This window comes from Methylobacterium sp. NFXW15 (assembly GCF_049887755.1).
In the GTDB taxonomy this organism is placed as follows: Bacteria; Pseudomonadota; Alphaproteobacteria; order Rhizobiales; family Beijerinckiaceae; genus Methylobacterium.
This window is the reverse complement of record NZ_JAGEKG010000001.1, coordinates 238,889-259,844: the sequence shown is the minus strand read 5'-3', so window position 1 is coordinate 259,844 and position 20,956 is coordinate 238,889. Positions and strand designations below refer to the sequence as shown.

The 20,956-nt window shown below is 66.5% G+C and carries 19 protein-coding genes; 11 read left to right on the top strand and 8 right to left on the bottom strand.

The window, feature by feature from the left end:
• Positions 1 to 21 precede the first annotated feature (21 nt).
• The 3 genes from J4O73_RS01235 to J4O73_RS01225 all read right to left on the bottom strand — a co-directional run bounded on the left by J4O73_RS01235 (position 22) and on the right by J4O73_RS01225 (position 3,076).
• On the bottom strand, positions 22 to 1,266 hold the full coding sequence (locus J4O73_RS01235; RefSeq protein ID WP_426214099.1) for a DUF2235 domain-containing protein: 1,245 nt from the start codon (positions 1,264 to 1,266) through the stop codon (positions 22 to 24).
• 68 nt (positions 1,267 to 1,334) lie between these two features.
• Positions 1,335 to 2,624, bottom strand: coding sequence for a Y-family DNA polymerase (locus J4O73_RS01230; protein ID WP_426214098.1), 1,290 nt, complete (start codon positions 2,622 to 2,624; stop codon positions 1,335 to 1,337).
• On the bottom strand, positions 2,621 to 3,076 hold the full coding sequence (locus J4O73_RS01225) for a LexA family protein (protein ID WP_426214097.1): 456 nt from the start codon (positions 3,074 to 3,076) through the stop codon (positions 2,621 to 2,623). The genes J4O73_RS01230 and J4O73_RS01225 overlap by 4 nt, the downstream gene beginning before the upstream one ends.
• Positions 3,077 to 3,344: 268 nt before the next feature.
• On the opposite strand from J4O73_RS01225, the gene J4O73_RS01220 reads away from it, so the two are divergent.
• The 3 genes from J4O73_RS01220 (at position 3,345) to J4O73_RS01210 (ending at position 6,818) form a co-directional block, all read left to right on the top strand.
• Positions 3,345 to 4,001, top strand: coding sequence for a DUF3987 domain-containing protein (locus J4O73_RS01220; RefSeq protein WP_426214096.1), 657 nt, complete (start codon positions 3,345 to 3,347; stop codon positions 3,999 to 4,001).
• Between the two features lie 273 nt (positions 4,002 to 4,274).
• Complete coding sequence (locus J4O73_RS01215) at positions 4,275 to 5,597, top strand: TnsD family Tn7-like transposition protein (protein WP_426214095.1); 1,323 nt, start codon at positions 4,275 to 4,277, stop codon at positions 5,595 to 5,597.
• 306 nt (positions 5,598 to 5,903) lie between these two features.
• Entirely contained in the window at positions 5,904 to 6,818 is a 915-nt protein-coding gene (locus tag J4O73_RS01210; protein ID WP_426214094.1) for a collagen-like protein, read from the top strand.
• Here J4O73_RS01210 and J4O73_RS01205 read toward each other — a convergent pair.
• On the bottom strand, positions 6,749 to 8,026 hold the full coding sequence (locus J4O73_RS01205) for an NAD(P)/FAD-dependent oxidoreductase (protein WP_426214093.1): 1,278 nt from the start codon (positions 8,024 to 8,026) through the stop codon (positions 6,749 to 6,751). The genes J4O73_RS01210 and J4O73_RS01205 overlap by 70 nt on opposite strands.
• A 212-nt stretch (positions 8,027 to 8,238) precedes the next feature.
• Here J4O73_RS01205 and J4O73_RS01200 point away from each other — a divergent pair, with 212 nt between their 5' ends.
• Positions 8,239 to 9,270: a TerC family protein gene (locus tag J4O73_RS01200; RefSeq protein WP_426214849.1), complete on the top strand. Its 1,032-nt coding sequence runs from the start codon at positions 8,239 to 8,241 to the stop codon at positions 9,268 to 9,270.
• Between the two features lie 163 nt (positions 9,271 to 9,433).
• On the opposite strand, the gene J4O73_RS01195 is transcribed toward J4O73_RS01200, so the two are convergent.
• The 3 genes from J4O73_RS01195 to J4O73_RS01185 all read right to left on the bottom strand — a co-directional run bounded on the left by J4O73_RS01195 (position 9,434) and on the right by J4O73_RS01185 (position 11,350).
• Positions 9,434 to 10,192 carry an N-acetylmuramoyl-L-alanine amidase gene (locus J4O73_RS01195; RefSeq protein WP_426214092.1) on the bottom strand — a complete coding sequence of 253 codons (759 nt, stop codon included), beginning with the start codon at positions 10,190 to 10,192 and terminating at the stop codon, positions 9,434 to 9,436.
• Positions 10,193 to 10,222: 30 nt separating this feature from the next.
• Entirely contained in the window at positions 10,223 to 10,978 is a 756-nt protein-coding gene (locus tag J4O73_RS01190) for a TerB family tellurite resistance protein (protein WP_426214091.1), read from the bottom strand.
• 102 nt (positions 10,979 to 11,080) lie between these two features.
• Positions 11,081 to 11,350 (bottom strand): hypothetical protein, encoded by a 270-nt coding sequence (locus J4O73_RS01185; protein WP_378969027.1) that lies wholly within the window; start codon positions 11,348 to 11,350, stop codon positions 11,081 to 11,083.
• A 207-nt stretch (positions 11,351 to 11,557) separates the two neighbouring features.
• On the opposite strand from J4O73_RS01185, the gene J4O73_RS01180 reads away from it, so the two are divergent.
• The 3 genes from J4O73_RS01180 to J4O73_RS01170 all read left to right on the top strand — a co-directional run bounded on the left by J4O73_RS01180 (position 11,558) and on the right by J4O73_RS01170 (position 13,562).
• Positions 11,558 to 12,208, top strand: coding sequence for an urease accessory protein UreE (locus tag J4O73_RS01180; RefSeq protein WP_426214090.1), 651 nt, complete (start codon positions 11,558 to 11,560; stop codon positions 12,206 to 12,208).
• Positions 12,198 to 12,986 carry a CDP-diacylglycerol diphosphatase gene (locus J4O73_RS01175; protein ID WP_426214847.1) on the top strand — a complete coding sequence of 263 codons (789 nt, stop codon included), beginning with the start codon at positions 12,198 to 12,200 and terminating at the stop codon, positions 12,984 to 12,986. Before J4O73_RS01180 ends, J4O73_RS01175 begins: the two co-directional genes overlap by 11 nt.
• An 87-nt stretch (positions 12,987 to 13,073) precedes the next feature.
• Positions 13,074 to 13,562, top strand: a complete 489-nt coding sequence (locus J4O73_RS01170; protein WP_426214089.1) for a hypothetical protein — start codon at positions 13,074 to 13,076, stop codon at positions 13,560 to 13,562.
• 19 nt (positions 13,563 to 13,581) lie between these two features.
• Here J4O73_RS01170 and J4O73_RS01165 read toward each other — a convergent pair whose 3' ends face one another.
• On the bottom strand, positions 13,582 to 14,448 hold the full coding sequence (locus J4O73_RS01165) for an NAD(P)-dependent oxidoreductase (RefSeq protein ID WP_426214088.1): 867 nt from the start codon (positions 14,446 to 14,448) through the stop codon (positions 13,582 to 13,584).
• 233 nt (positions 14,449 to 14,681) lie between these two features.
• On the opposite strand from J4O73_RS01165, the gene J4O73_RS01160 reads away from it, so the two are divergent.
• The 4 genes from J4O73_RS01160 (at position 14,682) to J4O73_RS01145 (ending at position 20,947) form a co-directional block, all read left to right on the top strand.
• Positions 14,682 to 16,739 carry a carbon starvation CstA family protein gene (locus J4O73_RS01160; protein ID WP_426214087.1) on the top strand — a complete coding sequence of 686 codons (2,058 nt, stop codon included), beginning with the start codon at positions 14,682 to 14,684 and terminating at the stop codon, positions 16,737 to 16,739.
• A gap of 4 nt (positions 16,740 to 16,743) precedes the next feature.
• Entirely contained in the window at positions 16,744 to 16,965 is a 222-nt protein-coding gene (locus J4O73_RS01155) for a YbdD/YjiX family protein (RefSeq protein WP_378969036.1), read from the top strand.
• A 58-nt stretch (positions 16,966 to 17,023) separates the two neighbouring features.
• Positions 17,024 to 17,458 carry a tellurite resistance TerB family protein gene (locus tag J4O73_RS01150; protein ID WP_426214086.1) on the top strand — a complete coding sequence of 145 codons (435 nt, stop codon included), beginning with the start codon at positions 17,024 to 17,026 and terminating at the stop codon, positions 17,456 to 17,458.
• 216 nt (positions 17,459 to 17,674) lie between these two features.
• Positions 17,675 to 20,947: an efflux RND transporter permease subunit gene (locus J4O73_RS01145; RefSeq protein WP_426214085.1), complete on the top strand. Its 3,273-nt coding sequence runs from the start codon at positions 17,675 to 17,677 to the stop codon at positions 20,945 to 20,947.
• The last annotated feature ends 9 nt before the right edge of the window (positions 20,948 to 20,956 follow it).

Below are 20,956 nucleotides of genomic sequence, written 5' to 3'. Positions count from 1 at the left end.
CGACAATAGGTCCGACCGCCGTCAAGCCGAAAGTGTGTGAGGTGGCATTGCGGTGATCTCGGGTACGACAGTGTGGGGATCGTGAGCCAGCACGGCCGTCGTCAGATTGGCCGGATCGACATCATGCCGCGTGCGCCAGTCGAGCAGATTCTGGGGCCGATATGCCGCGTTGGCGCGCCATCGCTCGAAAACCGAGGCATCGATCGTCTCGTTGACCGTCTCGTCGTGTCCACCCGCGAACGGACGGGGAGCCTCACCAATCTCACGATAGAACGGCTTGTGACGCTTGGCCTGCGCATAGAGCCCCCACGCGAATTCCTCGAAGCTATTCGAGATCTCGGCCCCGAGCATCTCAGGGCTCGGCTCGACCGCCCCGCGAAATGTCAGCCCGAGCCGTTCCGCCTTCTGCATCAGCCACTGCAACGGCCGCTGGGCCAGCAGGTCGCTGCGACAGCCGCCGCCGACATTCGCGTGTGCGCCCACGAACCAGCGCTGCTCGACACTCTCGATCGGGCGGGGGGCTGCGATCTTGGATGCCGGGATGTGGTCGTGAAACTTTTTCGTCCACAGGGTTGGTGCGAACGCCTCGCGGTGCTCATCGATCGCGACCGCGTGGTAGGCATTCTCGATCGGGATACGCAGACCCGTGTGAAGGAACTTGAACCCGGAGCGACTAATCCCGGGAATGTTGCCGAACGGGATGCCAAGCGCTCCGACCGTGTCCCAGACCCCAACCATCTTGATCGAGACCGGCCGCGCGTCGGAGATCATCCAACGTTCCTCGATCCCGAGCTTCGCGATGATCGAAGGCGGCATCTGCAACAGCGTGTGGATCGTCGAGACCGTGTCGTCCTTACGATACCGGTCAAATAGCTGCTTTACGCCGAGCGGTGAGCCTCGTCGCAGCAGGCCGCACTTGGCGATGAACCCTGCCAGAGAGCGGGCGGTGTACGCACCGCGGCTGAAGCCAAAAATGAAGATCTCATCGTCGGGCTCGTAGACCTCTACGAGCCACTCGTAGGCATCGGTGATCGCCCGGTCGAGGCCGTAGCCGAACATGCCGCCGCGGACCTTTTCGCCCGAACTCGTGCCAACGCCCTTGCTGTAGTAGGCGACCTGCCGCAGGCCGTCCGCGCTGCGTTCGGCACACAGCGCCTTCAGTCGCCAGACATTGGTGTTGTCGCCGACCGTGTTCCATGTGCCGTCCAGGAAGACGGCCAAGCGCTTCCGCTGCGGCGGCTGCGCCGTCTTAATGCCGTTCGTCATCAGATTTTCGGTATTCACCCTTGTACGACAAGGTTAACGCAGATCTCAAACAAGCGTTGCTTCAGATTTCACGCGCAGGCGATCGGCAAATCCGAGACCTGCGTCGTGTACCGGGGCGTGCGCATCTCGAACTTCGTATTCCACTCGCGTTTGGTCGCGACACCGGCTCGGGCAGGCACGACTGATCCGCGGCCCCACCGGGCGTTACACGCATCGAGCGCTGCCATCAGCGTCCCCGACCGCTCCCGGTCGAGCCGCCCGATTAGCGCCCGGGGGCTCTCGGCCAGCGGGACCAGATCGGTGGTGATCACCCCGGCCTTGGAGTAGCGCCATGGGATTACCCCCTGCTCACGCCATGTCTTGGCGACGCCGTAGGTCGCGGTCTTGATCAGGGCGAGGCTGTCGTTCGTCGCCTCGGGCAGGGTCACGACCGTCGAGACCGCGCGCATCGGGTCGCCGCGGTCGTGCTCACTGGTATGATAGAAGACCGTGACCTGATCCGTGCCGAGCCCGTCCCGGCGCAGCTTCTCGCCGAGCCGCGACGCGTGGGCCGCGACCGCCTCGTCCAACGTCTCCCGGTCTGTCACCCGGCCAGAGAACGACCGGGTGACCGCACAGCCCTTGCGGCGCGCCGGGACCAGTTCCAGCGGCAGGCAGGCTGTGCCGCGCAGCTCGTGGATGATGCGCTCGCCCACCACCGTCAGCGCCTTGCGCACGGGCCGAGGGTCTAGATCGCGAAGATCCGCGACGCTGTCGACGCCCATCGCCTCGAGCTTGGCGAGCGACGCCCGGCCGATGCCCCAGAGCTCGCCGACGTGGATCCGGCAGAGCCAGTGGTCGTATTGGACCGGATCGGTCAGATCGCAGACGCCGTTCAGGGCGGGCACCGTCTTGGCGATGTGGTTGGCGAGCTTCGCTAGGGTCTTCGTCGGCCCGAGCCCGACGCAGGTCGGGATGCCCGTCCAGGCGCGCACCGTCGCACGGAGATCCTGGGCCATCGCCAGCCGGTCGCGCTCGCGCACGTCCGAGAGATCCAGAAAACTCTCGTCGATGGAGTAGATCTCCACGTCGCGGGCGAAGTCGCGATACACCGCGTTCGCCCGAGCCGACATGTCGCCGTAGAGCGTGTAGTTCGACGAGAACACGCGCACGCCCTGGGCATGGCACATCTCCCGGATCTTGAACCAGGGATCGCCCATCTTGATGCCGAGCGCCTTGGCCTCGGCGGTCCGAGCGATGGCGCAGCCGTCGTTGTTCGACAGCACGATCACCGGGACCCGGGCGAGCTTCGGGTCGAACACGCGCTCGCACGAGCAATAGAAGCTGTTGCCGTCGATGAGCGCGATCGCGCGGGTCATCGCTTGAGCGCGGCCTTGGCGGTGTGCCAGCGGATCGTGAACCGCACGACACCCCAGATCACGCCGTCGGACAGATCGTCGACCGCGAACACCGGGAGGTCGCGGTTCTCGAAGGCCAGCCAGGCGCGTTTGCCGTCCTCGCGATAGCGTTTGACTGACATCTCCCCGTCGATAGCCGCGACAACGACGCTGCCGTCGCTCGGCGTCAGGCTACGGTCGACGCAGGCGAGGTCGCCGTCGAAGATCCCGGCTCCGCGCATGCTGTCGCCGGCGATCCGCCACAGGAAGGTCGCCGGCGGGTTCGGCGCGAGCCAGCGCGGCAGTTCGAGCGCGCCCTCCAGGAAGTCGTCGGCCGGCGACGGGAAGCCCGCGCACAGGCTCTGGCCGATCAGCGGGATCCGCACCGCGTCGGGGCCGCCGGGCTGAAGTTCTTCGATCCGTGCGACGGCCATTGCGCCTCTCCCTTTCTGGAACAGAACGCGAACAAATGCGCTGCCGGTTCCAAGCGAGGCAAGGCGGTCGGCGCGGCGAAAATTTCGGTCTGGGGACGGCTGTGGACAACTCGTGGCGAGCGATGACGCGCAGACGGCTACAAGGTCGCGACCATTACGCCGATCCGGCCGACGATTGCGACTATAGCTCTGGCGTGTGTCGCGTGGACCGTCACGGTAGAGCGAGACACAGCTGAAGGCCGACGACGAGGGCGCGCTCGCCGCCTTCATGGCGCTCGATCAGCTCGATGCCGCCGATCCAGAAACCGGTGTCCGGCCCCGCCCTCTGGGCGAGCCGAAGCGCATTTCCTGTTCGCCCGCGGCCACAGATCTGCTCGAAGCCTACGGACAGGCCGTGATGGATCGGTGCGAGAACGCGTCCGCGTGGTACGCGTCGACCGTCAACAAGGCACCCGGCTTAGCCTTGCGGCTCAGTCTCGTTCTCACCTACCTCCGCTGGAGCGTCGAAGGCGACACAGCTGAACCACAGGAGATTGACGCTGCCAATATGCAGCGCGCGATCACCCTCATGGATGAATATTTCTTGCCTCAAGCCGAGCGCGTTCGTGACTGCGCTTCTCTGGGCGATGCCGAAAACGATGCCCGGGCCTTGATCGCTCTGATCCGCAAGCTCGGCCTCGATCGCGTGACTGGCCGTATGATCCATCGCATCGCCAGCGGACGTCTGGCCGATACTCGCATCCGCAAGGCTGCGTTCGATGTCCTCGTCGATGCAGGCCTCCTGCGCGAGGCATTCACCCGAAAAGGAAAAACGGCAGGGCGTCAGAAGGAATGGTACCTCGTCCATCCGCTCGTCTTGGGCAATCAGGCGACCTCCGAAGAGGATAACCCGACGTCCGGACCGTCGACGGAGCGCGCTGCATAGATTGCGACACATGTGGCCGAGGCACGCCGTCGGCTCCTCGGTCACATCCATCAAGATTTCTGCCGGTGGGCAAGTCGACACTCCGATCGACCTGCTCGGAACTGTCGTAGCCAACCGTTGAAGACTGGCCCCAGGCGGCGTTGAAAAACGACGCGACACCTTCGCAAGATCATACCGTGCAGCCGACAGTTCCTGCGCTGCAACTTGCCCAGCCAGTCGTCCTCCTTTCGCAAATAATCGCAGCGCGGGACATTCATCCAGGGGGACAGGTTCATGCCTCAGCAACTGTCACTGACACAATTTCCCCAACCCTATCCCGATGAGTTGCTCTATAGCGTCGTCGCCCGCTACGTTCGCAGAGCGGGCCTGAGAAACATCAATACGATCAATGCGAACCTGTTTGGCTTTAATCACAATGGAAATGTGATAGACCTTCCAAGCGGAATCGCGGCGATCGCGTCTGTCATACCAGCGGGACAGCAGATCTCAGCTGATAAAATTATCGCTGACCACACGCTCTTTAATTTTCACACCGCGTATGCGGACAGCGCGTATCGCCAGAAAGTCTTCGACGACATGCTGGCATCCGTAGCCCCCGACAAACGGATCGCCCTTCGACGAAAGACCCTGATTGAGGCGACAAAATACCTTCGGTTCTGCCCAGCTTGTCAAAGCGACATGATCGCGACATTCGGCGAGGCCTACTGGCGTCGTGATCACCAGTTGGCGCACGTCGTCGTATGCCCCACGCACCGCGTCGCTCTGAGCGACAGCACAATCGAGCTCCAGGCGCGCTCGTCGCTCTATTATCGAGCCGACGATACTTCCTGCCCTACAAACGCACCCCCGGTCATCGACGATTTGTCCGACATTGAAATCAATATCTTGTGCCGCATCGCAGACCGCAGCAAGCAACTGTCGCAAAGCGTCCAAAAAGATCATCCCGAACTCGATATTCGTGCTTTTTACCTTGATTCGCTCTGGCGTAAGGGTTTCTTTCGCGCTCAAAAGCAGATTAACAAGGAATTTCTCGGGATCGTCCTGCAAGATTACCTCGCTGATTTGGCGCGAGTTTGGCCATGTGTAGGTGATGACACTGACGATCCGCCAACCTGGGCTCTATCGTTGCTCAAGAAGCAAGGCTTTAACACGCCGACTGTCTATCACATTCTGTTTCAAGATTTTCTCGAGCAGCAGCCGGATGTAAGGGCTTCACAGGGACGCATCGATCGCAAACCTAAGCCCAAAGAAGCGGACATCGGCGGAAAGCCTTGGAAGTGCTACAATCCGCTGATCTCCGATCCAGCACACGCTGACGTCCGAGTCGCCCATGTTCGCTATGCCGGACCGGATCTGCTCATTCGCTTTCGCTGTGCTTGCGAGTACGAATACATTAGGAGAAAGAAGCCGGACGGAACGTTCACAAAGGCGACGTTCTTCAATTTTGGCAAGAGCTTGATCCCCCATATCGAGCAAGCGGTGCGAGAGGGATGGGCTCTGAAGAAAACGGCACGACTGGCAGGTTCAAACCCCAAAACACTTCTGAGGCAAGCTGAAAAACTCGGAATCGCCAATCTGCCGACGGCGAAGGGGTAACGAGGTGTGCGAGCTATCGGACCGATGCGGCACGTGCGTTCGTTCTAAAGTCGGGTGAAAATCGCAGGCCGTTTGACCCGACTTTATTTTCACGGTGTCGCGAGCAAGGAGGGCGAACGTGTCCGTTTCACCCGACTTTGAGCTGGATTTCAGGCAGGAAACGACGGCTTTTGGGGGGTGTTTTCACCCGACTCTTTTTGCCAGGTACACGGGTAGAACTACTGACTTTGCAATTGACCATGCGCGGGGCGAGACGCCAATGTCCGCCCCGCCGCCCGACCGGCGCGGCATTCTTTCGGGTAGAGCATGCGCGCAGCCCTCGTCCTGCCGATCCTGTTTGGTCTCGCGGCTCCGGCTGCCGCGCAGCAGGCGGCCCCCGATCCGGGTATGGCCCCTTCGGCCCCCGCCCCGACGTCCGCCCGCCGCGCCGCGCGTAAGCCGCCCCAGGCGCAGTCCCAGCCGATCATGGTCTATGACGCCCGCATCGAGGCGGGCGACCTGCGCCTGTCTGGTTCGGTGCGGAAGCCCGGCGCCATCGTGGAGATGGACGGCGACATCTCGATCCAGGCCGACAAGCGGGGCCGGTTCGTGTTCAAGCTGCCCTATAAGCCCTCGACCTGCGTCGTGACGCTGAAGAGCGGCGAGGACGAGCGCGAGGCGGTCGTGGCCAATTGCGCGCCGGAAGGCGCCCCCGGTCCCGCCGGTCCGCAGGGCATTCCGGGCCCGGCCGGCGAAAAGGGAGAGACCGGCCCGCGGGGCGAAGCCGGTCCGCAGGGAGAACAAGGCCCGCGTGGGGAAGCGGGAGCCCGTGGCGAGCAGGGTCCCGCCGGGCCGAAGGGCGAAGCGGGTCCGAAGGGCGAGGCGGGTCTCAAGGGTGAGGCCGGTCCCAAGGGTGAGGCCGGTCCCAAGGGTGAGGCAGGCCCGAAGGGGGATGCAGGGACCCCCGGCCTGCCTGGCCCGAAGGGTGATACGGGCTCTTCCGGTCCCCGTGGCGCCGTGGGCCCAAGCGGACCGGCCGGACAGCCGGGAACTTCGGCTTCATCCCCGATCAGGATGCTGCGGAAGACTGCCTGCAACGGCCCTTGCATCGCCACCTGCGAGCCGGGCGAGGCACTGGTCGCCGCCCGATGCCTCGGCGTTGGGGCTCCAGCCTATGACGGCGAGGGCGTGTCCTGTCCCACCGAGGCCGTCGGCATCGTGGGCTTCTGCTTGAAGCCCTGATCCGGCCCGAGCCACCGCAGCAGACCTTCGGCGGCCGCCCGGCCGCCGGAGATGGCGCCTTGCAGGAGGTAGCCGCCGGTCGGCGCCTCCCAGTCGAGCATTTCCCCGGCCAGAAACAGGCCGGGCCGCGCCTTCAGCATGGCATTGCCGTCGAGGGCATCGAGCACGACGCCGCCCGCCGTCGAGATCGCCCGGTCCAGCCCCATCGTTCCGGTTAGGGTGAGCGGCGCGGCCTTGATCAGTCTCGCGAGGGCGGTTGGGTCGGTCGGCAGGGCCGCGCCTGCCGCCTCGCGCAGGAGGCCGATGGCGACAGGGGGCAGGCCCGCCGCCTTGCGCAACCGGGCCGAAAGGGAATCGCCCTTCCGCCCGCCGGAAAGCCGGTTGGCCAGCGCCTCCACGTCGAGATCGGGCCGCAGGTCGATGACGAGCTGCGCCTCGCCCTTCGCCAGGACGGCCTCGCGCAGCTCCCGCGACAGGGCGTAGACGGCCCCGCCCTCGAGCCCTGCCTGCGTGACGATCGCCTCCCCGCGCACCGTGCGACCGGCGAAGGCCAGCGCCACGCGCTTCAGCGGCGTGCCCGCGTGCCGCTCTCGAAAGGGCGCAGACCAGGAGCACGCGAACCCGGCATTGGCCGGGCGCAAAGGCGAGACTGGCACACCCAGGGCTTCGAGGAATGGCACCCAGGCGCCGTCCGAGCCGAGGCGAGGCCAACTCGCCCCGCCGAGGGCCAGCAGGGTCGCGGCGGGGCGGACGGTTTTGGGGCCATCGGGCGTCTCGAAGATCAGGTCCTCCCCGGCGATTTCCGTGAGCCGATGGCGCGGGCGGATCACGACGCCGCGTTCGCCGAGGCGCGCGAGCCATCCGCGCAGCAGGGGCGAGGCCTTGAAGCTTTCCGGAAAGACCCGGCCGCTCGACCCGACGAAGGTCGTCTGGCCGAGGCCATCGCACCATTCCCTCAGGGAAGCGGGCGGAAAGGCCGTGATGGGACCGTCGAGACTCCCGGCCGGATGATAACGGCCGAGGAAGGCGGGCAGAGGCTCGCTATGGGTGAGGTTGAGACCGCCCCGTCCGGCCATGAGGAACTTCCGGCCGAGCGAGGGCATCCGCTCGTAGACCGTTACCGCGCGGCCGGATGCCGCGAGCACCTCCGCCGCTGCCAGACCGGACGGGCCGCCACCCACCACGGCGATATCGACACCTTGCACCATGACGCCGAGAGGCGCGCCGAGTCCGCGCCTGTCAAGCCGGGGCGCTGCGGGCAGGCTCTGCGGTGGGCATCTGCGGGCGCGCCCTTGATTCGCCGCCTTCTGCTCCTTAGGTCGGCGCCATCGGCTGCGGGCCCCTCTGGCGGACGTTCCTTGAAGCGTCCGTGATGTCGGAGTCGATGCTTTCCTCCCGGAAGGAACATCAGGTCCCGCCTATGGTCGATTTCCTATTTGTCGAATGGCTCGGCAAACCGCTCTGGATGTGGCTCGGCTTTCACGTCCTGATCGCGGCGCTTCTGGCTTTCGATCTCGGGCTTCTGCACCGGGACAAGGAGCACGAGATCGGCGTGCGCGAGAGCCTGGGGCTCACCGCCTTCTATCTCACCCTGGGGCTGGCCTTCGGCGGCTTCGTCTGGTGGCAACTTGGCTGGTCGTCGGCCGAGGAGTACGTGACCGGCCTCGTGGTCGAGAAGTCGCTGTCCATGGACAACGTCTTCGTCATCGCCATGATTCTCACCGGCCTCGGCGTGCCGCGCACGGCGCAGCACCGGGTGCTGCTCTGGGGCATCCTGGCGGCGGTCCTCCTGCGCGGGCTGATGATCGGCCTCGGCGCGGCCCTGGTGCATCAGGTTCACTGGATCCTGTCGCTCTTCGCCGCCTTCCTCATCTATGCGGGCCTGAAGATCCTGTTCTCCGGCCAGGAGGAAGAGAGCGATTTCGGCAACAGCGCCACGGTGCGCTGGATCAAGCGCCGCTTCCGCGTGACCGAGGAACTGCACGGCCAGAAGTTCACCGTGCGCAAGACCGACCCGAAGACCGGCCGCAAGGCCCTGTGGTTCACACCGCTGGCGCTCGCCCTGGTTCTGGTGAACGGCGCCGACGTGATCTTCGCCGTGGACAGCGTGCCCGCGATCTTCGCGATCACCACGGACACGTTCGTGGTTTACACCTCGAACATCTTCGCGATTCTGGGACTGCGAGCCCTGTATTTCGCGCTGGCTGCGATGGTGGACCGCTTCGCCTACCTCAAGACCGCGCTCGCCTTCATCCTGATCTTCATCGGCGCGAAGATCGTGGTGGCCGATACGTTCGGCCTCCTGAAGGTGCCGCCGTGGGTGTCGCTGGTGGTCACCCTGGCCCTTCTGCTCGGCGGCGTCGCCTACAGCCTGTGGCGGACCCGCGGGGAGGTGAAGGGCGAGCCGAACGAGGCTCTGCCGGAGCGAGAGGCTCGCGCGCACCGGGCTTGAGGCCGAGTTGGCTCACGGGCCTTCGTCATTGCGAGCGTTAGCGAAGCAATCCAGGGCAACGGGACGCCTCAGAACGGTGCGCCGCCCTGGATTGCTTCGCTGCGCTCGCAAAGACGGCTGGGAATCCATCGACGGGAGCGGCTCAACTCGGTCGGATACGGCTCTAGCGCGCGGGCAGAGCCGCCAACAGGTCTCGCAGGGTGGTGATGGTGGAGCTATCGGCGACGCCATCGACCCTCGCCTGCCGGAAATGCCGCTGGAAGGCGGTGACCACCGCCTTCGTCCGGGCGTCGAACGTGCCGTTCACGTTCAGGTCGTAGCCGTACAGGCCGAACATGGCCTGCAGTGCCTCGACCGGCTGGCCGAAATCGCCCTCGGCGAAGAAGCGCCCGTCCCGCAAAGGGGCAGGCGGCACGGCATGACCAAGCCCAGCCTGGGCGAGGCGTAGCCACGGGAAGGTCTCGCCGGGATCTTCCTTCCGCTCCGGCGCGATGTCGGAATGGGCGAGCACCCGCTCCTTCGGAATGCCCCAACGCCCTGCGATATCGAGGCCGAGCGCGAGGACAGCCTCGATCTGGGCATCGGGGTAGGGCGGCAATCCTCCGGCATGGCCGGGATGGACGATCTCGATGCCGATGGAGCGCGAGTTGATGTCGCCCGCGCCCTTCCACGATCCCGCCCCCGCGTGCCACGCCCGCGCGGCTTCGGCCACGAGCTGCATCGTGCCGCCATCCTCGAACACGACGTAATGGGCTGAGACCTCGCTCAGCGGATCGCGCAACCGCGCCAGGGCCGCCGCGCCGCTCGCCATGCCGGTGTAGTGGAGCACCAGCATATCCGGCCGCAGCCCACCGCGCCGCTCGCCCTGGTTCGGGGAGGGCGCCACCTTCCGGGCGAGGGGTGTGTCGGGGGTGAGGGTCATGGGTGGCTTCTGTCCTGCGCCGAGCCTGACTTACCTGAGGCCCCGCTCCTTCGCGATGAGGTCGTAGGCGGCGTTGATCGCGGCGAGGCGCGTGCTGGCGATGGCGACCGCCTCGGGCGGCAGACCCCGGGCGAGGGCGCGGTCGGGATGGTGCTCCAGGACGAGGCTGCGGTGACAGGCCTTCAGCGCGGCATCGTCGGCCTCGCGGTCGAGCCCCAGCACCTCGTAGGGATCGTCCTGCAATCGCACGTGTCGGGCGGCGATGCGCCGGAACGCAGCCTCGTCGAAGCCGAAAATGGCGGAGACGGCGCGCAGATACTGCTCCTCGGATGCATGGATGGCGCCGTCCGCCCCCGCGATCTGGAACAGGCCGTCGAGCACGTCCTCGAGCAGACCCGGCTCGTCGCCGAAGGTCATGGCGAGCTGCCGGGCATAGGCCTCGAAACCGTCCGTGGTGCGCTTGGCGAGGTCGAACAGGCGGGTCACGCCTGCCTGCGCCGCCGGCTCGACATGGACGACACGGGCGAAGGCATCGACCTCGGACGGGGCGACCACGCCGTCCGACTTGGCCATCTTGGCCGCGAGGGCCACGAGGCCGGTGGTGAAGATCACGTCGCGCGGGGTGGGGCCGAAGGGCGCGCCGACTCGGTCGACGAGGAAATGTCCCGCAACGCCGCCGATGAGGGCGCCGAGGGGACCGCCCACCGCAAGGCCGATCCCGGCGCCGCCGAGCTTGCCCCAAATTCCGGAAGCGCGGGGCGAGAGCGTCCGGCTTTCTTGCATCATCGGGCGGCTTGCAGGGTCATCCGCCGGGATGCCCCGGCCGCCCCCGGATAGACCGGCGGCGCCCGGGGTGGAAGGGCCGGGATGCGCCCGGCCCGGTGCCGATTAGCGGCAGTACACGTTGCCGTAGGCGTCGCGGTAGGTGCCGTAGGGGCAGCGCGGCGCGGTCGAGGCGCCGACGATGGCGCCGCCGGCGCCGCCGATGGCCGCACCCGCCAGGGCGCCGCCGGCCCGGCCGGTCGCCGCCGCGCCGATCGCCGCACCGGTGAGGGCGCCGAGGCCAGCGCCGCCGAGGGCGCGATCCTCAGGCGTGTTGCAGGCGCCGAGAGAGAGCGCCGCGAGCCCAGCGAGGGCGGCCGCAATGGTCTTCTTCATATCTCTACAACTCCCCTATGCACCCGTTTTCGGGTTTTGCCGTTGTGGATGCGAATCGAGCTTAGCAGGAACCGAACGCCTTCCTAAGGCCAAGGTTCCGCCGAAGCGTGGCAGCTTTGCGAGAGCAGTTGCGTCACGTGTTCCTCCGGTCCTATGCCACTGGCCTGAAGCGGCCCGCCCGTGCCGCCGCCGGATTCCGAGGCCTCCATGCTGAAAGCCACCACGATCGTCCGCCGCCCGGCCGTGCGCGCCGACCGCGTGACCGACACGGTCGAACTCGACCATGGCGGCCGCGCCGCCCTGCCGGAGACGCTGACGGCTGTGGGCGGCCTCGCCTTCGCTCCGGCCCTGCCCAAGGCTGGAACCCTGGAGGATGGCGATGCCCTGCGCCTGGAGGATGGACGTCTCGTCCTCGTGAAGGCGGCCGCCGAACCGCTTCTCGAAGTGCGCGCGGAGAACCCGGCCCGGCTGATGCGGCTTGCCTGGCAGCTCGGCGGGAACCACGTTCAGGCCGAAGTCGGGGCCGACGTGCTCTACATCCCCGCCTCGCCCGCCAATGCGGAACTCGTCCGTGGCGGCGGCTGCGTCGCGACCCCGGTGAGCCGGGCTTTCAGCCCGGAGAAGGCCGCACACGATCACAGCACCTGCGGCCACGATCATTCGCACGATCACGCCCACCACGACCACGCCCATCACGATCACGATCACCAACACGACCATTCGCACGAGCATGCGCACAGCCATTCCCATGACCATGACCATGACCATGATCACGGTCATTCGCATGGCCACTCGCATCGCCATGACCACGATCATCCGCACGATCACGGGCACAAGCATCACGGGCATGAGCACTGAGGGGCCGCACAGGCGGCGTATCGCGCTCTCGGCGGGGCTGATCGGGCTGGTGCTCGCCTTCCCCGCCGCGGCGGGACCGGACCCGACCCGCGACGTCCTCTGGATGGCGCTGAAGACCTGCGTGCTGGCGAAGAAGGTGGCGAACCGAACCTTCCCGTGCCTCTCGGTCGATCTCGGGGGCGAGGATCGGCCGGGCACGGCGGTGTTGCGGGCACCGGGAGAGCGGACGCATCTCGTCCTGATGCCCACCGATACGGTCTCGGGCCTGGAATCTGCGCGTCTGCGCGGAGCTTCAGGCTTGGCCTATTGGCGGGCGGCGCTGGCGGCCCGGCGTCTCGTCTCCGACTCCCTCGGGGACCGCGTGCCGGTCGCCGATATCGGTCTGGCGGTGAATTCCGCCTGGGGACGCAGCCAGGATCAACTGCACATCCATCTCGATTGCCTGCGCCCGAAGGTGCTGGAGGCGCTCGGTGTCCATGGTCGCGGTGTGCGCAAGGCCTGGGCGCCGTTCCCCGTGCCCCTGGCGGGCGACCGCTTCCAGGCGATGCGCGTGCGCGCTGCCGAGGTCGAGACCTTCAATCCCTTCGCCGCCCTCGCGAGCCTCCCCGGACGACGCGACCTGACGCGCACGAGCTTCGCGGCCGTGGCGACCCGGCCCGATGACCCGGAACCCGGCGTGATCCTCCTGGCCTATCGTGCCCGCCGTGCGAGCGCCGAGGATATCATGGACCACACCTGTGCCATCGCACAGCCCCGCAGCCCGCGCCCTACAGGTTGAGGGCGGCGGTCGTTCCCCAAGACTGAGCTTGTCAAGTCTTCAGGCGTGCGAAGCGGAACCATTAGCTTGGCCGCTCGTTGAAGCGCCATGGAACACTTCAAGTCCACCATCGCCACGACAGCGATTGCAGCTTTCGGCCTCTTCGCCGCAGCGCATATCCTGCATCCGGGCAACTTCGAGCGCACGACATACCCGTCGCGGCCCGTCGCGACGGTGGCAGCTCAGGCGACGTCTTGGACCAACCCGCCCGCCCTCGAGCCGGTTGCCAAGCAGGCCGAGCTTTCGGTGCCGGTAAAGGTCGAGGCTCCGGCTCCGGCTCCCGTGGCCTGGACCTCGGCCAAGGCGGACGCTTCGTCGCCTGCTCCGGCCCGCCTTGCCGATGCCGCGCCCGAGCTCCGCCGGAAAGCCGGCGCCCACCGCCGCAAGGTCTCGCAGCGCCCGGCCCCGGTCCGTCAGGCCGCCCTGGAGCGCCCGGCGAAGCCGGTGGTGACCGCAACCGTTCCGGCGGCCAAGGAACAGCGCATCGACCCGATCGGCGACATCATTCGCGGTCGCGGGCTCGGCAGCGACAGCTGAGCCGCCGAGCCCGGCTCCGTCACCGTTCCAGGCGGGCGACGAGGCTCGACGTATCCCAGCGGTTGCCGCCCATGGACTGCACCTCGGAATAGAACTGATCGACCAGCGCCGAGACCGGCAGCTTGGCGCCGTTGCGCCGGGCCTCGTCGAGCAGGATGCCGAGATCCTTGCGCATCCAGTCCACGGCAAAGCCGAAGTCGAACTTGCCCTGGTTCATGGTCTTGCCGCGGTTCTCCATCTGCCAGGATCCGGCGGCGCCCTTCGAGATGACGTCAAGCACGGCTTCCACATCGAGGCCCGCGCGCTTGGCGAAGTGCACGCCCTCAGAGAGGCCCTGCACCAGACCGGCGATGCAGATCTGGTTGACCATCTTGGTGAGCTGACCCGAGCCCGCCGGGCCCATGAGACGGCAGGCACGGGCGAAGCTCGAAATCGCCTCCTCGACCTTCGCGTAGGTCTCGGGTTCGCCGCCGCACATCACCGTCAGCACGCCGTTCTCGGCACCGGCCTGTCCGCCGGAGACGGGAGCGTCGATGAAGCCGAGCCCCTTCTCTGTGGCAGCGGCCGCGAGTTCGCGGGCGACTTCCGCCGAGGCGGTCGTATGGTCCACGAAGACCGCGCCAGGCTCCATCCCGGCGAGCGCGCCGTCCTCACCCAGGACGACACTGCGCAGGTCGTCGTCGTTGCCGACGCAGGCGAAGACGATCGAGGCCCCCTTGGCGGCCTCGCGCGGCGTCGCGGCATGGGCGCCGCCATGGGCCTTCACCCAGGCTTCCGCCTTGGCGCCCGTGCGGTTGTAGACCGTGACGTCGTGGCCCTTCTTCGCGAGATGCCCGGCCATCGGGCCGCCCATCACGCCGAGCCCCAGGAAAGCGACCTTGGCCATCATCCGTCTCCACCCGAACGCCGCGGACCCTTCACTGCGGCCCGCTTTTGCCTGTCCACCGGTCGACGGCGGACTGTCGACCTATAGCAGCCCGGCGCGGGCGAACAACGAGCCCCCGTTTGTCTGTGGCGGGATGCGTGAAAATCTTTGCACGGCGTAAAATTTCCGGCAAAACGCGGCCAGATCACAGGCCCTAGCAGGGGCAAGCGAGTGTGGGCCGGGGAGGCCACGCCATGACCGCCATTCAGAAGCACGGGCCATGGGCCCTCGTGGGCGCGCTCGGTGCCGCCGCCCTGTCCATCGTCGCCACCGAGCGCGGCGAGGCGGTCAACGCCCTCTGGATCGTCGTCGCGGCGGTCTGTGTCTACCTGATCGCCTATCGCTATTACTCGAAGTTCATCGCCGACAAGGTGATGCGCCTCGACCCGAAGCGCGAGACCCCGGCGCTGCGCCACAACGACGGTCTCGACTACGTTCCCACCAACAAGAGCGTGCTGTTCGGCCACCACTTCGCGGCCATCGCGGGTGCGGGGCCTCTGGTCGGCCCGGTGCTCGCCGCGCAGATGGGCTACCTGCCCGGCATGCTGTGGATCCTGGCGGGCGTGGTGCTCGCAGGGGCGGTGCAGGATTTCATCGTCCTGTTCGTGTCCATGCGCCGCGATGGACGCTCGCTCGGCGAGTTGATCCGCTCGGAGCTCGGCCCGATCCCGGGCGTCATCGCCCTTATCGGCACCTTCCTCATCATGGTGATCCTGCTGGCGGTGCTGGCGCTGATCGTCGTGAAGGCGCTGGCCGAGAGCCCGTGGGGCACCTTCACGGTGATGTCCACGATCCCGATCGCCATCTTCATGGGCCTGTACACGCGCTACATCCGGCCTGGTAAGATCGGTGAAGTCTCGATCCTCGGCTTCGTCCTGCTCATGGGCGCCATCTTCGGAGGCGGGCAGATCGCGGCGGACCCGTATTGGGGCCCGGCCTTCACCTTCACCGGCACGCAGCTGTGCTGGATGCTGATCGGCTACGGCTTCGTCGCCTCGGTCCTGCCGGTCTGGCTGCTGCTCGCTCCGCGCGACTACCTCTCGACCTTCCTCAAGATCGGCACGATCGTCGGCCTCGCGCTCGGCATCGCCGTGGTTGCGCCGCACATGCAGATGCCGGCCATGACCAAGTTCGTGGACGGCACCGGTCCGGTTTGGGCGGGCAGCCTGTTTCCGTTCCTGTTCATCACCATCGCCTGTGGCTCGGTCTCGGGTTTCCACTCGCTGATCTCGTCGGGCACCACGCCGAAGCTCATCGCCAACGAAGTGGATTCCCGTTTCGTCGGCTACGGCGCGATGCTGATGGAATCCTTCGTGGCGATCATGGCCCTGGTCTCGGCCTGCGTGATCGATCCGGGCGTCTACTTCACCATGAACTCCCCGGCGGCCCTGGTGGGCACCACGCCGGAGACCGCCGCCGCCGCCGTCACCAAGCTCGGCTTCGCGACGACGCCGGAGGTCATCACCCAGACCGCCGCCGATGTCGGTGAGCACACCATCATCTCCCGCGCGGGCGGCGCCCCGACGCTGGCGGTCGGCATGGCGCACATCATCTCCTCCGCCATCGGCGGCAAGGGCATGATGGCCTTCTGGTACCACTTCGCCATCCTGTTCGAGGCGTTGTTCATCCTGACCGCCGTGGATGCGGGCACCCGTGCCTGCCGCTTCATGGTGCAGGACCTCGTGGGGTTGATGGCGCCGGGCTTCAAACGCACGGATGCCTGGGTGCCGAGCATCCTCGCCACGGCCATCTCGGTCGGCGCCTGGGGCTACTTCCTCTACCAGGGCGTCACGGATCCGCTGGGCGGCATCAACACCCTGTGGCCGCTCTTCGGCATCTCGAACCAGATGCTCGCGGCCGTGGCGCTGACTCTCTGCACCGTCGTGATCTTCAAGATGAAGCGCGAGAAATACGCCTTCGTCACGATCATCCCGACCGTGTGGCTGTGCATCTGTACCCTGACGGCGGGCTACCAGAAGATCTTCTCCGCCGACCCGAAGATCGGCTTCCTGGCCCATGCCGACCGCTATGCCACGGCCGCCGCCGAGGGCAAGCTGCTGCCACCCGCCAAGAATGCGGGGCAGATGAGCCAGATCATCCTCAACGACCGGATCGACGCCGTGCTCGCCGCGTTGTTCATCGCGCTCGTCGTGGCGATCGGGGTGTTCGGCATCATGGCCTGCGTGAAGGCCCTGCGGGCCGATCGTTGGACCGCGCTGGAGACCGAGCCGCGCATGGTGGCGGCGGAGTAAGGCGATGGCGCAGGCGCTCGGATTTCGCGACCGTCTCAAGACGCTGTCGAAATGCGTCTGCGACGGGGCCCGGCTGATGGTGGGGCAGGGCGATTACACCGCCTATGCCGAGCATATCCGCCGGACCCATCCCGACCGGGAGCCGATGACCGAGACGGAGTTCTTCCGCAACCGGGAGAACGCCCGCTTCGGCGTGGGCAACACCTCCGGCTTCCGCTGCTGCTGAGGGGAAGCTTGACTCACGTGTCTCTTCTCCCGCCATCTTGGACCAACGGGAGAGGGGCATGAGTATTTTCCAGGACGCCATCCTTCGCTTCGGCCGGACGATCATATCCTATGCCGGCGATGCGATGTTCCTCCAGGCGGCGGTCTCGGCGGCGGCCAACGTCATCGTCGCGGATGGCGACGTGGCCGAGGAAGAGGTCGAGGCGGCGATCGTCGGCATTCGCGGCAACCCGATCCTCGAGAAATCCTACGACACCCTGCGCGTCGAGCAGGAATTGTACGAGGCTATCGCCCGCGCCAAGACCCGCGCCGGGCGCATCGAGAATCTGCGCGCCGCCGCGGCCATCGCCGGACGCCCGATCGAACAGCGGCAGGATGTGTTCCTGATCGCCGCCGATGTCGCCGACCTCGGCGGCATCAGCGAAGTCGAGCACAAGGCGCTCGATGAGATTGCGACCGCGTTGGAGGTGGAGAAGGCGGCGCTGCTGCGGTAACCCCCGGAATCGTCATTGCGAACGGAGCGAAGCAATTTAGTAGCGCCAGGTTTGCAAATGTCCCGCAGCCTGGATTGCTTGGCTCCGCTCGCAATGACTGAAGTGTTTCTGCTAGAAACAACTTAAGAGCGCCTGCGGCATCGCGCAACAGTACTTGCAGGCTCCGACGCGCTAGCTCATTCCGGGTGCAGGCTGGGCTGGGGGCCGGGAGATCGCATGGGCCTCGTCCTCTATGCCCTGAAGTTCCGCATCACGACCTACGTGCTCGCGGTGCTCATGATGCTCGGCGGCCTGGGGGCCGTCGTCGTCATGCCCAAGGACGTGCTGCCCGTCGTCGACATCCCCGTGGTCGTGGTGGTCTGGACCTATAACGGCCTGTCCACGCCGGAGATGGAAACCCGCGTCACGACCTATGCCGAGTTCGGCATCTCCAACAACGTCAACAATATCCGCCGCATGGAATCGACCACCCTGCAGGGCACGGCGGTCCAGCGAATCTATTTCGAACCGAGCGTCAGCATCGACCTCGCCATCGCGCAGGTGGTGTCGTCCACGAACTCGATCCGGGCGGCGATGCCGCCGGGCATCCAGCCGCCGGTGATCGTGCGCTATTCGGCCTCCTCCGTGCCGGTCATCCAACTGGCTCTGTCCTCGGCGCGTCAGAGCCTGAACGAGATCTACGATTACGCGCAGTACCGCATCCGCCAGACCCTGGCGCAGGTGCCGGGCTCCACGCTGCCCGCGCCCTTCGGCGGCGCACCGCGCCAGATCATGGTCGATCTCGACCTCAACGCCCTTCAGGCGCTCGGCCTCACGCCGCTCGACGTCACCAACGCCATGACGGCGCAAAACCTCACCGTGCCCTCCGGACTCGCCAAGATCGGCGAGCAGCAATACCCGATCCAGCTCAACGCCACCCCGCCCTCGATCGAGGCGCTGAACGTCGCGCCGATCAAGGTGGTGGCTGGTCAACCGGTGCTGGTGCGCGACGTGGCCTTCGTCCGCGATGGCGGCCCGCCGCAGATCAACGTGGTGCGCGCGGACGGCAGCCAGGCCGTGCTGATGCAGGTGATCAAGAACGGCAACGCCTCGACGCTGAGCGTCGTCAACAACGTCAAGGCGGCGATGCCGACGATCCACGCCGCCGCCCCCGAGGGCATGAACATCAAGCTGCTGTTCGACCAATCGGTCTTCGTGTCGAACGCCATCGAAGGCGTGCTGCACGAGGCGGCCATCGCCGCCGCCCTCACCGGCCTCGCGATCCTGCTGTTCCTCGGCTCCTGGCGCTCGACGGTGATCGTGCTGATCTCGATCCCGCTCTGCGTGATGACCTCGCTGGCCGTGCTGGCGGCGCTCGGCCAGACCATCAACATCATGACGCTGGGCGGCCTCGCCCTGGCGGTGGGCATCCTCGTCGACGACGCGACGGTCGCGATCGAGAACACCTACCGCCTGTTCGAGGAGGGTGAGGAGTTCCGCGAGAGCGTGGTTCACGGGGCGGCGGGCATCGCCAAGCCCGCGCTGATCTCGACGCTGTCGATCTGCGCCGCGTTCACCGCCGTCTTCGCCCTCACCGACACACCGAAATACCTGTTCACGCCGCAGGCGCTCGCGGTCGTGTTCGCGATGCTGACCTCCTACCTGCTGTCGCGGACCCTGGTCCCTCTCCTCATCGACGTGATCGTCGCGCCGGAATACGCGGCCAAGCATGCCAAGGATCGTAAGACCGAGGGGGAGGCGCCGCGCAGGACGCGGATCGGCCGGGTCGTCGACGTGCTGGGGGCCCCCGTGCTCCGCTTTGCGGGCGCCTTCCACCGCGGTTTCGAGCGGTTCTTCACCCGCTTCCATCGTGGCTATGTCGGGCTGCTCCACGCCACCCTGCGCCATCGCCTCGCAACCCTGGCGGTGACGGGCGTCGTGCTGGCGCTCGGCGGGACACTCTTCGTCTTCACCGGGCAGGATTACTTCCCGGAGATCGAATCACGTCAGATGACGATGCATCTGCGTGCCCGCGCGGGCCTGCGCATCGAGACGACGCAACAAGTCTTCGCACAGGTCGAGGACGTGGTGCGCGAGGTCATCCCCGAGCACGAGCTGGAGCAGATCCTCGACAATATCGGCGTGCCGTCGATCAACTACAATTTCGCGTTCTCGGACGGGTCCTTCGTCTCGTACAACGATGGGCAGATGCTCATCAGCCTGAAGGAGGAGCACGGCTCGGTGGCGGGCTACAAGAAGCGCCTGCGCGAGGTGCTGATGCAGCGCTTCCCGGACCTGATCGTCTATTTTCAGCCCGCCGACATCATCACGCAGATCCTGAACTTCGGCGTGATCACGCCGATCGATGTGCAGGTCTCAGGCCGCCACAAGGAAAAGGATCTGGAGGTGGCCCGGAACATCGTCCGCCGCCTGCGCGACACCAAGGGCCTCGTGGACGTGCATCTCCAGCAGATCGTCGACGTCCCGCAATTCTATGTCGATGTCGACCGCCGCCTCGCCTCGGAACTGGGCCTCACCGAGCAATCGGTGGCGCAGAACATGAACATCTCGCTGTCGGGCAGTTATCAGGTGACGCCGAACTTCTGGCCCGATCCGAAGACCGGCATTCCTTACCAGCTCTGGGTGCAGACGCCGGAATACCGCAACGCCTCCCTCACCGATCTGCGCAACACGCCGCTCTTCGTACGCGCGGGCGTGACGGCGGGCTCTGGGCCGGGCGTGCTCACCCTGCTGTCGAGCGTGGCGGATCTCCGCCGGGTGCCGACGCAAACGGTGATCAACCACGTCAACATCCAGCCGACCTACGACATCTTCGCCTCTGTCCAGGACCGCGATCTCGGCTCGGTCGCCCGCGAGATCGACCGGATCGTGCAGGAGGAGCAGAAGAATCTTCAGGCCCCCGACAAGATCACCGTGCGCGGCCAGATCGAAAACATGCGCTCGGCCTTCCTCCGGCTCGGTATCGGCCTCGGCATCGCGCTGGTGGCGGTCTACCTGCTGATGGCCGTGAACTATCAGAGCTGGGGTGATCCGTTCGTGGTCATCGCCGCGCTCCCCATCGCCTTCTGCGGCATCACCACCGGCTTGTTCATCACGGGCACGACCTTCTCGATCCCCTCGATCTTCGGGGCGATCATGTCGGTGGGCATCGCGTCCGCGAACTCGATCCTGCTCGTCACCTTCGCGAAGGAGCACCGGGAGGCGACCGGGTGCAGCGCCCGGGAGGCCGCGATCGCTGCCGGGGAGACGCGGCTTCGGCCGGTGCTGATGACCGCCTCGGCCATGTTCCTCGGGCTGATCCCGATGGCCCTCGGGACGGGGGAGGGCGGCGAGCAGAACGCGGCGCTCGCCCGCGCCGTGATGGGCGGCATCGCCTTCGCGACGCCCGCCACCCTCCTGCTCGTGCCGTTCCTCTACACGCTGATGCGCGGCGGCCCGGCACAGCCGGTGGAGGATTATCTGCCTCCGGATCACGCCAGGGCCGGTTGATCGCGGCCC